21 protein-coding genes are annotated in these 18,271 nt (G+C 23.5%); 14 read left to right on the top strand and 7 right to left on the bottom strand.

Annotation, left to right across the window (positions count from 1 at the left end; translation table 4 throughout):
- Window positions 1–3: 3 nt before the first annotated feature.
- The 3 genes from frr to tsf all read right to left on the bottom strand — a co-directional run bounded on the left by frr (window position 4) and on the right by tsf (window position 2,335).
- Window positions 4–558 (bottom strand): ribosome recycling factor, encoded by a 555-nt coding sequence (gene frr / locus MCAV_RS00300; RefSeq protein WP_391591905.1) that lies wholly within the window; start codon window positions 556–558, stop codon window positions 4–6.
- A 105-nt stretch (window positions 559–663) separates the two neighbouring features.
- Window positions 664–1,368 carry a UMP kinase gene (gene pyrH, locus MCAV_RS00295; RefSeq protein ID WP_391591904.1) on the bottom strand — a complete coding sequence of 235 codons (705 nt, stop codon included), beginning with the start codon at window positions 1,366–1,368 and terminating at the stop codon, window positions 664–666.
- Window positions 1,369–1,420: 52 nt separating this feature from the next.
- Window positions 1,421–2,335 (bottom strand): translation elongation factor Ts, encoded by a 915-nt coding sequence (tsf, locus tag MCAV_RS00290; protein WP_391591903.1) that lies wholly within the window; start codon window positions 2,333–2,335, stop codon window positions 1,421–1,423.
- Between the two features lie 429 nt (window positions 2,336–2,764).
- Between tsf and rpsP the strand changes: the two genes are divergently transcribed.
- The 3 genes from rpsP to MCAV_RS00275 all read left to right on the top strand — a co-directional run bounded on the left by rpsP (window position 2,765) and on the right by MCAV_RS00275 (window position 4,754).
- Complete coding sequence (gene rpsP / locus MCAV_RS00285) at window positions 2,765–3,025, top strand: 30S ribosomal protein S16 (protein ID WP_391591902.1); 261 nt, start codon at window positions 2,765–2,767, stop codon at window positions 3,023–3,025.
- Between the two features lie 41 nt (window positions 3,026–3,066).
- Window positions 3,067–3,456 (top strand): 50S ribosomal protein L19, encoded by a 390-nt coding sequence (gene rplS / locus MCAV_RS00280; protein ID WP_391591901.1) that lies wholly within the window; start codon window positions 3,067–3,069, stop codon window positions 3,454–3,456.
- Between the two features lie 134 nt (window positions 3,457–3,590).
- Window positions 3,591–4,754 (top strand): DUF2179 domain-containing protein, encoded by a 1,164-nt coding sequence (locus MCAV_RS00275; protein WP_391591900.1) that lies wholly within the window; start codon window positions 3,591–3,593, stop codon window positions 4,752–4,754.
- Window positions 4,755–4,775: 21 nt separating this feature from the next.
- Here the strand turns inward: MCAV_RS00275 and MCAV_RS00270 are convergent, their stop codons facing one another.
- Entirely contained in the window at window positions 4,776–5,225 is a 450-nt protein-coding gene (locus MCAV_RS00270) for a GNAT family N-acetyltransferase (RefSeq protein ID WP_391591899.1), read from the bottom strand.
- Window positions 5,226–5,356: 131 nt separating this feature from the next.
- Between MCAV_RS00270 and trmD the strand changes: the two genes are divergently transcribed.
- From trmD to MCAV_RS00215, 11 genes are all read left to right on the top strand, one after another.
- On the top strand, window positions 5,357–6,052 hold the full coding sequence (gene trmD, locus MCAV_RS00265) for a tRNA (guanosine(37)-N1)-methyltransferase TrmD (RefSeq protein WP_391591898.1): 696 nt from the start codon (window positions 5,357–5,359) through the stop codon (window positions 6,050–6,052).
- A 111-nt stretch (window positions 6,053–6,163) separates the two neighbouring features.
- A complete protein-coding gene (locus tag MCAV_RS00260) occupies window positions 6,164–6,517 on the top strand; it encodes a hypothetical protein (protein ID WP_391591897.1) in 354 nt (117 codons plus the stop codon).
- Window positions 6,486–8,003, top strand: coding sequence for a DEAD/DEAH box helicase family protein (locus MCAV_RS00255; RefSeq protein ID WP_391591896.1), 1,518 nt, complete (start codon window positions 6,486–6,488; stop codon window positions 8,001–8,003). The genes MCAV_RS00260 and MCAV_RS00255 overlap by 32 nt, the downstream gene beginning before the upstream one ends.
- Before the next feature lie 32 nt (window positions 8,004–8,035).
- Window positions 8,036–8,374 (top strand): hypothetical protein, encoded by a 339-nt coding sequence (locus MCAV_RS00250; RefSeq protein ID WP_391591895.1) that lies wholly within the window; start codon window positions 8,036–8,038, stop codon window positions 8,372–8,374.
- Between the two features lie 32 nt (window positions 8,375–8,406).
- Window positions 8,407–8,826, top strand: coding sequence for a hypothetical protein (locus MCAV_RS00245; protein WP_391591894.1), 420 nt, complete (start codon window positions 8,407–8,409; stop codon window positions 8,824–8,826).
- 44 nt (window positions 8,827–8,870) lie between these two features.
- Window positions 8,871–10,778, top strand: a complete 1,908-nt coding sequence (locus tag MCAV_RS00240) for a type ISP restriction/modification enzyme (RefSeq protein ID WP_391591893.1) — start codon at window positions 8,871–8,873, stop codon at window positions 10,776–10,778.
- 284 nt (window positions 10,779–11,062) lie between these two features.
- A complete protein-coding gene (locus MCAV_RS00235) occupies window positions 11,063–12,187 on the top strand; it encodes a DEAD/DEAH box helicase family protein (RefSeq protein ID WP_391591892.1) in 1,125 nt (374 codons plus the stop codon).
- A gap of 311 nt (window positions 12,188–12,498) precedes the next feature.
- Window positions 12,499–12,726, top strand: coding sequence for a DUF262 domain-containing protein (locus tag MCAV_RS00230; RefSeq protein ID WP_391591891.1), 228 nt, complete (start codon window positions 12,499–12,501; stop codon window positions 12,724–12,726).
- A gap of 237 nt (window positions 12,727–12,963) precedes the next feature.
- Window positions 12,964–13,773, top strand: a complete 810-nt coding sequence (locus MCAV_RS00225; protein WP_391591890.1) for a hypothetical protein — start codon at window positions 12,964–12,966, stop codon at window positions 13,771–13,773.
- Window positions 13,746–14,264, top strand: a complete 519-nt coding sequence (locus MCAV_RS00220) for a hypothetical protein (RefSeq protein ID WP_391591889.1) — start codon at window positions 13,746–13,748, stop codon at window positions 14,262–14,264. The genes MCAV_RS00225 and MCAV_RS00220 overlap by 28 nt, the downstream gene beginning before the upstream one ends.
- A gap of 760 nt (window positions 14,265–15,024) precedes the next feature.
- Complete coding sequence (locus MCAV_RS00215; RefSeq protein ID WP_391591888.1) at window positions 15,025–15,393, top strand: hypothetical protein; 369 nt, start codon at window positions 15,025–15,027, stop codon at window positions 15,391–15,393.
- 181 nt (window positions 15,394–15,574) lie between these two features.
- Here the strand turns inward: MCAV_RS00215 and MCAV_RS00210 are convergent, their stop codons facing one another.
- The 3 genes from MCAV_RS00210 to MCAV_RS00200 form a co-directional block, all read right to left on the bottom strand.
- Window positions 15,575–16,717, bottom strand: coding sequence for an Mbov_0400 family ICE element protein (locus MCAV_RS00210; protein ID WP_391591887.1), 1,143 nt, complete (start codon window positions 16,715–16,717; stop codon window positions 15,575–15,577).
- Between the two features lie 198 nt (window positions 16,718–16,915).
- On the bottom strand, window positions 16,916–17,815 hold the full coding sequence (locus MCAV_RS00205; RefSeq protein WP_391591886.1) for an Mbov_0400 family ICE element protein: 900 nt from the start codon (window positions 17,813–17,815) through the stop codon (window positions 16,916–16,918).
- A gap of 34 nt (window positions 17,816–17,849) precedes the next feature.
- Window positions 17,850–17,996 (bottom strand): hypothetical protein, encoded by a 147-nt coding sequence (locus MCAV_RS00200; protein WP_391591885.1) that lies wholly within the window; start codon window positions 17,994–17,996, stop codon window positions 17,850–17,852.
- Between the last annotated feature and the right edge of the window lie 275 nt (window positions 17,997–18,271).

Genomic DNA, 18,271 nt, shown 5'->3' with positions numbered 1-18,271 from the left:
AAACTAAATTGTTAATAAATCTTTTTCTTTGGCTTTGAAAATTTCATCAACTTTTTCATTAGATTTCTTGACAATTTTTTCTAAATTTTCTAAATAACTTACTTCTAAACCTTCTTGTAATTTTAGAGCTTTAATTGCATGAACAATATTTTTACGTGAGTTACGAATTGCAATTTTAGTTTTTTCAGCAAAATCTTTAATGATTTTAATTGACTTTTTACGACTTTCTTCATTTGGTGCAGGAATTACAATGCGAATTAATTTATTATCAATAATTGGATTTAAATCATTATTAAATTTATTAATTGCTTTAGTAATTTCTTGACAAGTATTAGGATCATATGGCTTAATAATTAAAGTTCTAGCATCAGGAATTTGAATGTTTGCTAATTGTACTAAAGGTGTAAAAGTTCCATAGACTTCGACCCTAACTCCTTCAACTAATGCAACATTAGCTCTTCCAACCCGAATTTTATTGTATTCACTTTTTAGTCATTCAAAACTATGATCAACTTCTTGATAAAACTTAGTTTCAAATTCATTTCATTCTTGATTCATATCTAAAAATCTTTTTTATTAAAATTGTGTAAATTTTAATTAATATCTATCTTTATATTTATAATAATTTTTCCTAAGAATTAATTTATTTTAATTTGTTTTTTCTTAGGAAATAGTTGTTAGTGTAATTTTATTTTCTAAAGCACGAATAAAAGCGTCTTTTTCAGATTGATTAAAAACTAAAATTTTGATTTTATTCTCCTTACATAAAGAAACTGCAGTTAAATCCATAACAGCTAATTTATCATTAATTATTTTATCATAACTTAATTGGTGATAAAAAATGGCATTAGGATCTTTTTTAGGATCATGATTATATACACCTGCAACATTATCTTTACCCATTAAAATATATTCAGCTTGCATTTCAATTGCTCTTACTGCTGAACAAGTATCTGTTGAAACATATGGCATTCCAGTACCAGCAGCAAAAATTAAAACTTGATCTGAAACTAAATCATTTTCAATGTGTAAAAAATTAAATGGTTCAGTTATTTTAGCAACATCAATTGCTGAATAAACTTTTGCACGAACATTAATTGCTTTTAGAAAATCATGTAATACTAAAGCGTTCATAATTGTTGCTAACATGCCAACATAATGTGAAGTTTGATCATTTAATTGGTTTAAATAATTGTTTTTACCACGTCATAAATTACCCCCACCAACAACAATTCCAACTGTATAATTTTGAGCAATGATTTTAATTTGCTGACATAAATTTTCTAATTTTTTAGGATCGAATAATTCTTTTTGATCACTAGATTGTAAACAGCCACCACTAATTTTGATTAAAATTCTTTTTTTCAAAATTAATTTACTTTCTTAATAATTAATTGATTTTTATAATGATAGAAATTTTTTATGATCGCATTTGTGCAGCAACTTCACTAGCAAAATCAACTTCATTTTTTTCAATGCCATCACCAACTTTAAACCGTGCCATAAAAATTGGTTTGACATTTAAACTTTTAGCAAATTCTCCAACAGTTAAAGTATCATTTAAAATATAAGATTGTGATACTAAACATACTTCTGCTAATAATTTTTGGATTCTACCATTAATAATGCGCTCTTGAAATTCTTTTGGTTTATCTTCTTTAGATAATTGTGTCATTAAAATATCACGTTCATTATTTAACCATGTTTGATCAACTTGTTTTTGATCTAAAAATTTCGGATCCATTGCTGCAAGATGCATTGCCATTCCTTTTAGTTGTTCAGGATCAGCATTTTGATCAAAAATAATAAATGCAGCAATTTTTTTATTATTATGAACATAATAACCAACACTTTGTTGATCTTTTAGAGGATAATAAATTAAACGACGTAATTCGATTTTCTCACCTGTAGTTGCTGATAGGGCTAAACAAGCGTCTTTAATTGTAGTATTATCATCTAGTTTTAGTGCTAAAGTTTGTTCTAAAGTAGTTGTTTGATGATCTAAAATCGCACTTAAAATTTTTTCAGATAATTGAACTACTGATTCACTTGCTGCAGTAAAATCGGTTTGGGTGTTTAGTTCAAACAAAGCAACCCCCTTATCATCTTTAGCTACTAAAGTAATTCCTTCTGCTGCAACTTTATTAGCATTTTTATCAGCAGCTTTAGCTATGCCATTTTCTCTTAATCATTTAATCGCTGCATCTAAATGTTGATTTTCACTAAAATTTTGATTTTCAGCCTTGATTTTTTCAGCAGTAAGTTCTAAGGCTTTTTTACAATCCATAAAACCAGCTTGCGTAGCATTTCGCAGTTTTTTAATTAAATTAATCATATTCATATATGTTTTTTTAGATATACCTAATATCAGATTTACAATAAAGTTAGTATGAAGTTTTCAAACTTGTACATTAAAACAATTTTATACTTTTTATTAATAAACTAAATTATAAATTTTTATTGTCTTAATGATTATTAATTAGAATCAAAGATTTTATTTTTGAATAAGAAATTTGTGATACAATAGATCAGTTAGAGTTTAAACTCTGTTCTTATCAAAGTATTTTAATTAATTTTATTATTCTTATCATTAATTTATTTGCTAAATAATCCTATTAAAGTTAAAATTTTAAAATTAATTTTATAAAAAGTATTAAAATTATTAGTCGTTTCAAAATCATTTTTTTAATAGAAAACTAATTAAAAATTGATTTTATTAAATTTTAATGAATAACCTAAATGTCTATTTAAAGAGGTCTTAATTGTGCTTAAAATTCGTTTAATTCGATTCGGAAGAACAAAATTGCCATTTTATCGAGTAGTTGTAACTGAAGCTAAAAACCGTCGTGATGGCGCTTATCTTGAATTATTAGGTACATATGATCCAATGAAAAATCATACAACTCTAAAAGAAGAGAAAATTTTACATTACTTAAATAATGGTGCTCAACCTACTGATGTTGTGCGTTCTTTATTATCAAAAAATGGCATTTGAAAAACTTTTAAAGATAGTAAAAACAATTAGAAGCGTTTTTTGAATTATAAAAAATTAATGTGATAAAAATTATGAAAAATAAAATTCCTAACCAACAAACTTTATTGAAATTGATTTCTGATAAACAAGTTAATCACCATCCTTCATTTAATGCTGGTGATTTAGTTACTGTTAGTGAAAGAATTTTTGATGGTAAAAAGTTTCGAATTCAAAAATTTCAAGGTATTGTTTTAAAACGTAGTGGTTCTGGTGTTAGTGAAAATGTTTTAATTCGTAAAGAATCATCTAATGATGTTAGAGTTGAAAAAATTTTCCCAATTCATTCACCTTTAATTGAAAAAATTGATGTTGAACGTTATGGTAAAGTTCGTCGTGCTTATATTTCTTATATGCGTAATAGATCAGGTAAAGCAGCACGAATTAAAGAAGACAAACGTCGTTCTAATAAAAAATTTGCATAATAAATTAAATATTTGTCTATTTTTAAACTAGAATTTGTTATTTTATAAGATGCTGAAATTGTTATCAGCATCTTTTTTATCGTATTTTTAATATAATTAAACTTAATTTTGTTACTATGGTTAATTAATTTTTTATGTACAATGCAAAATATTATCGAAAAACAGAAATGCCAGTGCCAAAATTATTTTTTGGTAATTTTTATGGCATTCAAACGAGATGAAAACGTTATTTAATTTCGATTGTTGCTAGTATTATTATCGCAATTACTGCATGACTATTTTTTCAATATTCAGGAATATATACTGCTGGATTAGCATCATTTGCTCAAGGATTTAGTCGTTTATCAAGTGTTTTAGTTTTAAATCATAATCCTAATAATGAAATCACATCTAGAATTGTTTCAACAGTTTTATTTTGAACATTGTTTGCTTTTTTAAACATTCCTTTAATTATTTTCTCTTATTATCGTGTTGGTAAAAATTTCACGAGAATTACTGTAATTTCATTTCTGATTTCTGATGTTGTTGGTTTAGGCTTAAGTTTTATTCCTAATGTAGAAAAAATTGTTGATATTTTTGGTCAAACATCTTCTTCTTATTCAGGATTAGAAAAATATGATGTAAAAATTTTACTTTGAGAATATAATCCAGATCAGAAAATTTATGATTTAGTGAGAATTGTACCATTATTTTTTTATGCGGTCGTTGGTTCATTAATTGCTCCATTTGCATATGCAGTAATTTATATTGTTGGTTCATCAACTGGTGGTACTGATTTTGTTTCTTATTATTTTTCCATCAAAAAACATAAACCATTAGGAACAACTGTTATTATTTTTAATACAGTATCATTGTTTATTGGTACTTTTATTGGCTCATATATTGCTGCAAGTTTAGCTAATGTTGATCCAATTAATCGTCCATATAGCCCTTGGGGTTTTGAGTTGTTATTTTCACCTAACTTAATTGTTTCAGCATTAGGAGCAGTTATTGCTGGAATTGTGATTGATCGCGTCTTTCCTAAAAATAAAATGGTGAAAATAAAAATTTATTCTAATCATACTACTAAAATTGTTACAGCTTTGTTTGAAAGTGATTATTCGCATTCATTCACTTATCATCGAGCAATTGGTGCTTTTAATGCTCAAGAAACTACTACAGTGGAAACAATTTGTCATTACATTGAAATTCCAACAGTAATTAAAAAAATTAATCAAATTGATCCAAAAGCATTTGTTACTGTAACTCAAATTAATCAAATTATTGGCACAATGAATGTTTTAGAAAAAATTGATTAATTAACCTTAGTTTTTTAATCATTATGATTTTTCTTGATTTCAAACCATTTCTCAAGCATCTTGTTGGTTATTAAAATATTTTTTCCGAAGGCGATTAATTTTAAATTTTTGCTTTTGATATAAACAAACCGCATATTGATTAGACGTTGCTACTTCTAATCAAATTGAATAATTGTTTTTTGTTGTTGAATTAATTGTTTGAACGAATTGAATTAATGCTTGAACTAATTTGGTACCAATTTTTTGGTTTTGATATTCTGAATGCACTAATAATCAAATAATTTCATAATGATCAACTAATTTAATTATTGTAATAAAACCAACAATTTTATCATCTAATTGATATGCCAAAATTAAATCATAATTAGTGCAACAAAATTGTTGAAAATCTTTAATTTGACTCACAATTGGTTGATATCAGTCACTTTGCACTAATTTTAATCATTGATTTTGATTTAATACAACAATCATAATGCTTGATTAATTAAATTTTTTAATCTAAATTTTATAATAAAATTTTAATTAATCGTTTAGATAAAATTTACTAATAAATTTATCTACTAAAGTAATTATTCTAAAATTTTTTGAAAGAATTAATAAATTTGCGTCGATTTTATTTTTGTGCTTTATTTACTGATGTTATTAATCATTATGTTAATACATCAATTATTAAACAAGCAATCAATAAAAAATTAATTAGTGTTGAAACAATTAATTTTAGAGATTTTAGTACTAATAATTATCATCAAGTTGATGATTATCAGTATGGTGGTTCTGCAGGTATGGTGCTTATGATTGAACCAGTTGTGAAAGCTTTAGCATCAATTGATCAAACAAATCGTTATATTATTTTACTAAGTCCGCGTGGTCAAACTCTAACCCAACAAAAGGCAATTGAGTTGGCAAATATGGATAAAGATTTAGTTTTTCTTTGTGGTCATTATGAAGGGTTTGATGAACGAATTAATAGTTATGTTGATGAGTACTTATCAATTGGTGATTATGTTCTAACTTCTGGTGAATTAGCAGGGTTAGTTTGTTTAGATGCAATTGTAAGATTAATACCTAATGTAATTAATCCAGTTAGTTTAGCATCAGAATCTTTTAATGATTATTTATTAGATCATCCTGTCTATACTAAACCTGCAGTTTTCAATTCTCAAACTGTACCTGAAATATTACTATCAGGACATCATGCTAAAATTGCTCAATATCGTTTAAATGAACGGATTCGATTAACTAAAAAATATCGTCCAGATTTATATCAACTATATTTAAAATCACAAGAAAAGAAATAGTATTAAGGATTTAAAAGTTTAATTTAGTTAAAAAACTATAATAATGATAATTGATGTCAACAATAAATTGATATCTTGAATAAAAATTTTGATGATAAAAAGAAAATAATAATGACCAATTTAGAAAAATTTTCAGATCTACTTAATCAACTAGAACAACGTGTTAAAAACACTAGTGAAAAAGGTAGAGTTTTTGAATTATTATGTCAAGCGATTTTAAGAACTGATCCCTTTTTTAAAAGTGAAATTAAAGAAGTTTGAATGTGAGATCAATTTCCTGGAAGAGGTAAGAAAACTGATATGGGAATTGATCTTGTTGCTTTAGATAAAGATAATAATTATCGAGCAATTCAATGTAAGTTTTTTAATCCCAATAACAAAATTCAAAAAAAAGATGTTGATACTTTCGTTTCTGAAAGTACTACTTTTGATTTTGTTATTGACAAATCAAACCCATTCTTTTAGTAATGATCGCTATCTTTTTGCTACTACTAATAACATTAGTAAAAATATTGATCAAAATAAATTTATCTTTTTTGGTCCAGAAAAAATCTCAAAATTAGATATTGATTGAGATCAATTTCAATGAAAAGATTTTTTTAAAAATCAGAAAATTAATTTCTTAGAAAAAAAGAAATTAAGAAGAGATCAAGAAGATGCTGTTAAAGCTGTAATTGATGGTTTTAAAACAAGTGATCGTGGGAAATTAGTTATGGCTTGTGGAACTGGTAAAACACTTACTTCACTAAAAATTGTTGAACAACTTTATCACCAACATCATCAACCTAATCAAGCATTTAATGTGCTTTATTTAGTTCCTTCAATTGCTCTATTATCACAAACAATTATTGAATGAAGAATTCAAGCAGAAATTGATGACTTAAGAACTTTTGCAATTTGTTCAGATGTTGGTTCTGCTGATATTGAAAATATTGATCAATTAAGTGATCAAATTTTAAATTCATTACCAATTCGCGCTACAACTGATGCAACAAAAATTGCTGAACAATATCATAGTCATTTTAGAAAAGTTAATATTTTCTTTTCAACTTATCAATCAATTAATGTTATTGCTGAACTAGCAAAAAAACATAAACTTGTTTTTGACATTGCTGTTTGTGATGAAGCACACAGAACAATTGGTGGTTATCTTAAACATGATGAAAAAGAAAATGTTAATTTCATGAAAATTCATAAAGATCGTTATGTGCCTGCTAAAAAACGTTTGTATATGACAGCAACTGAAAAAATTTATACTGAACGTGCTAAAAAACAAGCTAAAAAAGAAGGTTATGATGTTTATTCAATGGATGATACATCACAATATGGCCCACTTTTTTATCGTTTAAATTTTGGTCAAGCAATTGATTTAGATTTACTAACTGATTATAAAGTGATTGTTTTTGAAGTAACCAATAATCAAGTAATTGATAAAGGATCATTAGATATTGATTTTGATACTAATGCTAAAGTAATTGCAGCATTAAATGCGATTTCAAAAATTTCAAGCAAAACTTATAATTTTAGTTATGATCCTAAAAAAATGAAACGTGTGATTGCTTTTTGTTCAAGAATTGATACGGCTGAAAATATTGCTGCTACATTTAATCACTTTTCTAAAGCCAACTATTTAAATGATGATCGAATTGTTATTCCTGTTGCAGATGTTATTAGAGGTAGAGATCCATCTAAGATCAAAACTGAAAAAATTAATTGGTTAAGTAAAGAAGTTGAACCTGATCATTGCCATATTTTAACTAATGCACGATGTTTAACTGAAGGAATTGATGTGCCTTTATTAGATGGAGTCATTTTTATGAATGATATACAATCTCAAGTTGATATTATTCAAGCAGTTGGTAGAGTGATGCGTAAGGGTGATGGAAAAAATATGGTTATGTTATTATTCCTGTTTTTGTTAATGATGTTCAATCAATTGAAACAGAAATAGTTAAAAAAGCTCAATATAAAACTGTTTGAAGAGTGATTAAAGCATTAAGATCACATGATGAAAGATTAAATTGGAAAATTAATAAAGCAGATGTAACAGGAGATTTACCTGATAATATTTGTGTCATTAAACTAAATCAATTTTATTCTCCTGATGGTTTTTATGATCAAAAAGGATTTGACACTGATCAACCTACAACAAATCCTGCTTTAAAATATACTTTAGCAACTGAAGTAGATTTAAAATCAATTGCTAAAAGTTTTACAGCAGCAACTGTTGAAAAATGTGGTGATCGATTTTATTGAGATGATTGATCTAAAAACCTTGATAAGATTATTAAACAAATTAAACAACAATTAGATATTTATTAAATCCTAATATTAATGATTCAGAATTAATAAATATGTTAGCTGAACATATTGTTATTTTACCAGTATTACAAGCAATTTTTCAAGATCGTAATGTAATTGGTAATAATTCAGTAATTAAATTAATAGAATCGATGGTGCGAAAATTTCATGGACTTGAAAATGAAAAAGAAAATTTACAAAAATTCTGTAAATCAATTGAAGAAATAGATTTAATAGAAGACAGACAAAAACTTATCAAAACTCTTTTTGAAAAATTATTTAAATTTGATACTCCATCAATTGAAATTGTTGATTTTATTATTAATTCCGTTAGTGAAATTCTAAAAAAAGAATTTAATCAATCAATTGCAAAAGAGAACATTAAAATTCTTGATCCATTTGCAGGTGATGGAACTTTTATTGTTCGATTGTTAGAAAAATTTAAAAAATTAGGAATTGATAATGAACTTTAAGAAATAAATATTTAAATGATGTTTGATGCAATGAAATAAGTTTATTGGCATATTATATTTCCTTAATTAATATTGAAGATACTTATAGTAAATTAACTAATGAATATTTGTCTTTTAATCATGCTATTTTAACTGATACATTTCAGTTATTAGAAAAACGCTCTAATGAAAACATTTCTTTATTTGAAAATGATAACTTATTTCAAGAAGTTCATAATAAAGCTAAAGAAGAAAATCAAGCAGATATTAAAATTATTATTGGTAATCCAATACAACACATACAACAAAAAAATAAAATACCCAAATCTTGATCAAAGTATTTTGATAATTATGTAGATGATCCAAAATATTTAAAAAATAATTCTAAATATTCAAAATCTTTTCATAATTCATGTATTAGAGCGTTTAGATGAGCATCTGATCGTTTAGGTGAAAAGGGAATTATTGCCTTTGTTACTAATGACAATTTTATTGAAAATCCTCATTTTGGAAAATTTAGAGATTCTTTAAAAAAAGAGTTTAATCAAGTTTTTGTTTATAGAAAATCAAAATCTAAAGAAGATAATATTACTATTGTTTTTCTTGTAAAAAATAATATTAAAAATAATGAACCATTTATTAATTATTATCAAATTGCAGAAAATTTAAATAAAGAAAAACTTAATGAATTTAACGAAAATCAATCTTTTTATGATTTAGAATTTCAAAAAATTATTCCTGATTATAAAAAAAATTGATTAAATCAAATAGATCTTAATTCTATTAAATTTATTAATTTAGGATCTCCAAAAAAAGGTAATATAAATAATTTACAAAATATATTTAATAAAAATTTTTCTTTGGGAATAACTACATCTAAAAATGGTTGGGTTTATTCATTTGATGAGCAATCATTAAAAGAAAAAATGATTGAATATATCAATGAATTTAATAAATTAATAGATTTATTACAAAATGATTTAGAATTTCAATCCATTGAAAATGATCTTGAATATAAAAAACGTATGAATTATATTCAAGAAAAATATAAACCAAAAATTAAAATTAGCAAATTTCAAATTAAACGAACTTTAAAAAAGAGGAAATTAAAATATACTAAAAATGATGTTTGTGTTTGTCAATACAAACCTTTTGTTAAACGTTATTGTTATTTTAATGAAAAAATTTTAGAGTTTATATATCTTTGACCAAAGATATTTCCTTCAAATAATACAAAGAATAAATTAATTTCTATACCTGATTCACCAAAAAAAGTGGGATTTAGTTGTTTAGCAGGAAATGAAATAAGAGATTTTAATTTTTTAAAATCTGGAAGTCAAAGTTTTCCATTTTATTGATATGAAGATAAAATTGATGATAAAAAAGTTAATATTGATTTAGAAATAGTTGAATTATTTCAGAAAAAATATAATAATGATTTAAAAATTAATGAAGATGATATATATGCATATATATACGCAATTTTTCATAGCAAAATTTATCAACGAAAATATTGTAAGAATTTAATAAAAGAATTACCTAAGATTCCTTTCTTAAATAGGTTTTGAAAATATGTTGATATTGGTAAAAAACTAATGAGTTTGCATATTGATTATGAAAAAGTTGATGCTTATCAAGGCGTAAAAATTAAAATTATTAAAGAAGATTACACTGTTAAAGAATTATCGTTTTCCAATAATAATAAATCAATAATATTCAATGAATATATTACTATTGATAATATTCCTTTAAAAACATATAAATACAAAATAAGTGGCAAATCACCACTAGAATGAGTTGTTGATCAATATCAATATTCAGTTGATAAAAATTCAGGAATTATCAACGATCCTAACAAATTTGATAAAATTAAAGGTGGTAAATACGTTTTTGACTTAATTTTGTCATTAATTACATTAAGTTTAGAAACACTAGATTTAATTGATCAATTACCTGAATATCAAGAAATTTAATTTGCACTAAACAATTAATTAAATCCATTAAAAAAAGATCTCTTTGTTTGCATAAGAGATCTTTTTTAAGTTATTATTAAAATTTTAGCAATTCAATAAAATTTTATTTAGTTAATAATTAGTCTAATTTTTATAGTTAAATTTTTTTCATAAGTAAAACAATATTTTTATGAATTAGTAAAAAATTTTTTTAAAATTAATATCTTGATAAACTTTAAAAAAAACATTATTAATAACTTAATGTTTTTAATAAATTTAATTGTAATAAGATAAAAAAATTAATAATGACCAATTTAGAAAAATTTTTAAATATTCTTGATCAACTAGAAAAAGAAACTAATAATTCACAAAAAAGAATAATTTTTGAAACATTATGTAAAAAAGTTTTAGAAACTGCACCATTCTTTAATAAAGAAGTTAAACAAGTTTGAAAGTGAAATCAGTTTCCTGGTAAAGATAATCAATCTAATACTGAAATTGATCTTGTAGTACAAGATAATAATGATCAATATTGAGCAATTCAATGTAAGTTTTATCATCCTAATAATACAATTAACAAAAGAGATATTGATAACTTTGTTGCAGCAAGTTCAACTGAATTCATAATTGATGGTATGACTAATAAATTTAGTCAAAAATATCTTTTCACAACAACTGATCATATTAGTACTAATATAGAAGAAATGATTGCTATTTTTGGACCACAAAAAATGGCTAATATTGGTATTGATTGAACTAAATTTGATTTAAATGAATTTAATGAGTATTCAGAACTTGAAGTTATTGAAAAGAAAAGATTAACAGATCGTCAAATTCAAGCTGTTAATAATGCTATTAGTAGTTTCCAAAACCATGATCGTTGAAAATTACATATGGAATATGGAACTAATAGAAATTTTACTGCATTAAAAATTGTTGAAAAACTATATAATCAAAATCATGAATCAAATCAAGTTTTTAACATTCTTTATTTAGTTCCTTCATTTTTTTTATTATCACAAACTATTTTTGAATGAAAAAATCAAACTGATTTTAATGATCTAAAAGTTTTTGGAATTTGTTCAGATTTTAGTGTTAGTGATGAAGATGCAAATCAAAAAAATCATTATCAATCTGATGATCATTTATTTCAAATGCCAATTCCTATGACAAGTGATTTAGAAGTAATCGTTGAACAATATAATAATTCTTCTAGAAAAGTTAATATATTTTTTGCAACTTATCAATCAATTAATATCATTATTGATTTAGTAAAAAAATATAACATTAGTTTTGAAATTGCTGTTTGTGAAGAAGCTCATTTATATTTAGATAAATATTTAATTGATGAATATATATCAACTAATATTTTCAGATCTGTTAAAAAATGACTTGATTTAACTATGTGATCAATAAATAATATTAAATAATTTTTATTAATTATTTAAGAACTAAGTAAAAACATTGATTAACTCTAGTTTATTCACATATTTCAAAATTTAATAATATATAAATTGAATTTTTTCAATTGTTAAAAATTAATATTTAAATAATTTAAATTACAAAAAATTAATCATCAAAAATTGAAATAAAAAACTTGAGATAAAATTTGTAATTTTATTATTTTTTAAATGATTAGCATGAGTTTAATTTGTTTGTTTTTTGAATAATAGAAAAATATGCTTAAAATAATATAATCATAATAACAAAAATAATTAAATTGAAAGTGTAATTAATATGAGTGCTGGGTTTCAAACTCCAATCACTATATAAAGATGCTATAGATAAAATTTTCGACAGAAAACTTTTACTAACAGATATTCAAAGAAATTTCATTTGGAAAAGCGAACAAATTGAAATGTTATTTGATAGTATAATGCGCGGTTATCCTATAAATTCTTTTATGTTTTGGAAAATTAACAACGACAAAATTAAAACGGGATATAAATTTTATGAATTTATAAGATAGTTCAGAGAATTTTTTGCTACAACTAATAAAGATATTGATACAAAAGCTGTTCCTGATTTTGAAGCTGTTATTGATGGACAACAAAGATTGACAAGTTTGTATATTGGACTTAAAGGAAGTTATGCGTATAAAACGCCAAAAAAATGGCTTAAAAACAATGAAGAAAATCTTCCAACAAGAAACTATACTTAAATTTGGTTTCACCAATAAATCTAGAACATGATAATCAGAAAGAGTTTGATTTTAGATTTCTTTTCGAAATCAGATTTAAATTTAGATAAATATAAAGATCCATTAAAATATATATGGTTTGAAGTTGGAGATATATTAGATTTAAATTCATTACAAAAAGTAAATAAATATATAGTTGATAACAATCTTGTAAAGAACGCATATGCATGTGATACATTAACAAAATTATTTTCAGTAATACATATTGAAAAACTCTTGAACTATTATTTACAAGATGATCCACAAGACGAAAAAGATTCAGATAAAATTCTTGAAATATTTATTCGTACAAATAGTGGTGGAACTCCACTCTCTTTTTCTGATTTGCTTATGTCAATTGCATCAGCAAATTGAAAGAATATTGATGCGCGTGAAGAAATTAAAAAACTAGTTGATGAAGTATATGATATTGGTCATCCAGGTTTTATCATTAATAAAGATTTTGTACTAAGAACGTTTTTAGTATTATTTATTGATGATGTTAAATTTCGATTAAAAAATTTTACCCATGAAAATGTTAATAAATTTGAAAAAAATTGAATTAAAATACGAAAAAGTATAATATCTGCATTTACTCTATTTGAGTCCTTAGGATTTAATGATAAAACTTTTAGAGCAAAAAATGCAGCAATACCTATAATCTACTATATTTATCATAATAATTTAGAAGAAAATATAATTAATCCAACATACAAAAATAGGGAAAATAAAGAAAAGATTACTAAATGATTAATCCTTTCATTTATTAAATCTGTATTTGGTGGACAGTTAGACTCTATTTTAAAAAAATGAGAACTGTTTTATCAAAAAATTTAGGAGAAATATTTCCTTATAAAGAATTAATAGATGCATTCAAAAATGATCCTGCACGAAATTATAGTTTTGATGATGAATTTATTGATGGTTTAATAGAGTCAGAAAAAGATTCTGATAATGCAGATTATGTATTGCATTTATTGTATTCAAATTTAGATTTTTCAAATCAAACTTTCCATCAAGATCATCTTCATCCAGCAACTATATTTACTGATGAAGAAAAATTTAATAAATATATTCCAAGTGAAATTCAAGAATTTGCAAAAAAATCTGAAAATTGGAATAGTGTTGCTAATCTACAACTACTAATTGGCAAAAAAAATGAATCAAAGAATAAAAAATTTCTAAAAGATTGAGTTTTAGAAGAAAATAAAACAAATAAAGATTTATTTTTATCTAATGGAATTAGTTTAGAAATAAAAGATTTCAAAGAATTTATTATTGATAGAAAAGCAAATATCAAAAAACATATAAAAAGTATAGTTGAATAAATAAATGACAGATTTTCACAATCTGTTTTTTTCAAAAATTTAACAAATTTACTTACTAAGAAGGATAGATTTTTACTCTAAAAATTTAGAGAGAAAATTTATCCTTTTTGTTTTTTGAGATAAAAGAAAAATCTATTGCACAATTATATAAATCCTTTATAGATAGCGCAATATTAATTACTCTTTAACAAACCAAACAATCAAAATAGGAATTTATAAATTTATTAAAGAATTTATGATTTACGTGAAAATTTTCTATTGATTAAATTGATTAATTTGATTCAAATGAAAATAATTTATTAAAAAGATATACTTAAAAAATAAGTAATAGAAAAATATCGAAAATAAATATCTTAATAAAAAAATTAAAAGATAATATGTAGAAAAACTATCAACAAATAATTTGATAGTGCTGTTAATGTTGAACTGATTACTTATTTCATTCAATAATGCAAAAAACTAAGAAAATAGTTAGAGTGAAAATGTGAAAATAACTTACATTTTAGACAAAATTAGTTTTCATAATATAGATTTATTTTAAAACTATATGAAGCAAAATATGTGAAAAACATTTTTTGCTAATAACAATTACATTAAAAAAACAAATTCAGTATACAATTCCAGTTTTTTATCTATTTATTAAAAATGTTTATGAAAGTATTGATAAAGGGATAAAAAGATAAGTAAATGAAGTGTGATGAATTAGATAAATTAATTAGAGGAAAAAATATAAATTTTTCTTATAGGTGCAGAAGCAAGTGTGCCAATTTATCCCAGTTTAAGTCTTGGAGAAAACTATCCTACATTTAAAAATGTTGTTATTAAGAATAAAATTTCAAAAGAAGCAAAGGCATTGATGTATGTCTATTATTTCTTAAAGTGGATTAAACCAATAACGATATTTGAAAATGATTTTGATAACCCTTCTTCTAATCGTGAAGTATATAAAAATTATCTAAGACTAATTAAATGCTTTTATGATTATTTGCAAAGTGAAAGTAATGAGACACTTAAAAGAATTAATGTATTTACAATTAATTATGATTTGCTATTTGAAAGAGTTTTTGATGATTTTTTATTTGATCATCCATTAATATATTTTAATTATGATTCTAGAGGATTTTTTTAAAAAATATATTAGCAATAAAAACTATTATTTTAAATGTTACACATAGTAGTTATAACGATAATTATAGAAGAGAAATATCAACAATAAATCTTTTTAAATTACATGGATCAGTTTCATGGAAATTATTTTTAGATCAAATTATTGCTTCAAATACTTAATTATTATTATTAAATATTACTTCTTATCGTTCGTATGAATTGAATTTATTTTTTAAATATTCTAAATTCACTTTTTTAATGTATTCACGTAATATTTTATGTTCTATAAAATATCTTAGTCTTAAATCTTCATCAATATCAATTTGAATCCCTTGTTCTTGTAAGTATTCAAATAATATTTCATTTGTTTTTGGTTCATATTCTTTATAAATTAAATCATAATTAGGATTCTTTTTTAAAACCGTTAATTCTGCTGGAGTTAAAATTAATCTTGTTGGATCTAGATTTTTTAATCATTGATTTATTAACATTTCTCTTGTTTGAAATTCTTCATATGAAATAGATTTTGGTGGTACATATTTGTTTTCTAATAAATATTTTAAATCATCACTAAATATTTTTAATTCTGATTCTATTTCTAAATTAGATAAATTTTTGTTTCTAAAATGATCTCAATTATGGACAAATAATTTTTCAATCTCATTAGAAAACTCTTTATTTCTATTAAGATGATAGCTATTTTGATAGCGATAATCACGACGATCATGATATAAACTGCCCTCAAGATTATTTAAAATTTCTGAAACTTCAAGTGTAGTTTTACAACGATTTTTGATTAAAAATTGATAAGTTTTATCATACTTTATTTTGTCTTCTGAAATTAATTCATTATATTCAGAATCAATTAATTTTCTATGAGTATATTCAGTTTCACTAGTAAATTCTTTAATATTTTGATCAAAACTCACTTTCATTAATGAGCAAAAGGGCGGTTCTTGATCTAAGTTTCTCCCTAAAGTTTCATAAATTAATATTGCATATACTGGATCAATTCTTTCTATATGATAGATTTTTTTAGAATCAATAATACTAATAAGTTCAGGTTTTTTAATGCGAAAGATTTTAGTTGTATCAATATAAGAATCATTGTATAATAATTGTTTATCATTAGAATTTTTAGGAACAAAAATTTCTTTATTTTTAATTTTTTTTAAATTTCCATCATTATCTCTAGCACTACGAATTTTTAAATAATAATATTCATCTTCAGCTTCAGAATAATAAACAATAATTGGATGATGACCTAAGCCCTTGCCTAATTCATTAAAAGTTATTACTGTTCTTTTTTTAGGAAATACCGCTTTTAATTTTAAATCTGGATTCATAATTATTAGTTCCTTTCATTTAATTTTATTGATTTTACCACTATTGAAAATTTGTTTCAATACTTAATTAATATCTTTTAAATAAGGTTTGTTTGATAAAAAAATCAGCACAATTAATGCTGATTATTTTTAATTACTATTATTAAATATTACTTCTTATCGTTCGTATGAATTGAATTTTTTGGTTTTTTCTGCTTGCTATTCTTTTCTTCTTTTTTTTATTTCTTGATAAGTATGATATTGAATGTAATTGTTTTCTTCTAAAAAGTTCTCAAACTCGATAATATTTTCAATTGTATATGGTCGATTAGAATCAAGGGCTGATTGACGAACTTTAATTTTTTGATCACGCAACTTTTCATAAATTGCATATATTTCATAAACTGCATCTAAGGGCTCGTATAATAAAAAAAAGTCATCTCAATAATAATGAATTTCTTCAGAAATACAACAAGCAATATCTTCGCAAAGTTGTTTGTTAGTTCATTCAGGACAAAAAAAGTTAGGAGCGTTTTTATGAACGGTTTTTTTTAAATTTTCAAATTGATTCCTTCACTTCTCCTTAATTTCTGAAGATTCTTCCTTTATTTCTTTTTGTAATAATCTTCATTCATGATTTAATAATTCTTCATGAGCATACTCGGTTTTACTAATAAATTTTTTTAAATTTTGATCATAACTAACTTTCATTATTGAACAAAAGGGCGATTCTTGATCTAAGTTATGTAATACTTCAGAATAAATATCTAATCCTTTAATTGGATCAATTTGGTCAATGATATAAACATCATCTTCTTTAACATATTCTCTAAATTCACGCCTTTTAATGTAATAAATTTTAGTAGGATCAACATAACAATCCTTTTTTAATATGCCTTTAGCATTAGGATTTGCAGGAAGAAAAACATCATTAAAATTAGGTTTTTTAAATTTTCCATCATCGTGTTTAGCGCTACGAATTTTTAAATAACAATATTCATCTTTACGTTCAAAATAAAAAATAATAATTGGATGATGTTCTAATTTTTGACCCAATTCATTAAAAATAATGTCAGTTTTATTTTGAGGTACAATTGACTTCATTTTTTCAATATTCATTTTTATTTACTCCTTTTTAATTAGATTTATTTTATTAAATTTTTTTGATTTTATTACTATTGAAAATTCGTTTTGCTTCTTGATATTCTTGAACTTTTTGCTCTAAATCAAGTTCTGCTTGTTTCTGTTTAGTTAATAAATCCTCATGAACACTTTTTAAATGTTGTAGTTCTTTAAACAATTTATTAACTTTTTTAGATTGTTAATTGAGATTATTTAAAGATTTAAAATCGTTTTCTACTTTTTAACACTAGTATTATGATTTAAATTGTTTGTTGTTTTTGCTCCAATTTTGTTTTTATGATTCATAAGATTTTCTTTAATTATTTATTTTTTCTTTTTATTATAAGAATTTGAAATTAATTTTAGTTTTTAATAATACTGATTTTATCCAAAGTCAATTAAAATTGTGGTTTTGTTTGCTCTTCTTTTTTCACTAAAAGTAGTTAATTATTT

It is taken from the genome of [Mycoplasma] cavipharyngis (assembly GCF_042984175.1).
GTDB classification, from domain to species: Bacteria; Bacillota_I; Bacilli_A; order Mycoplasmatales; family Mycoplasmoidaceae; genus Mycoplasma_N; species Mycoplasma_N cavipharyngis.
The sequence above is the reverse complement of the archived record's forward strand: the minus strand, read 5'-3'. Positions and strand labels throughout refer to the sequence as shown.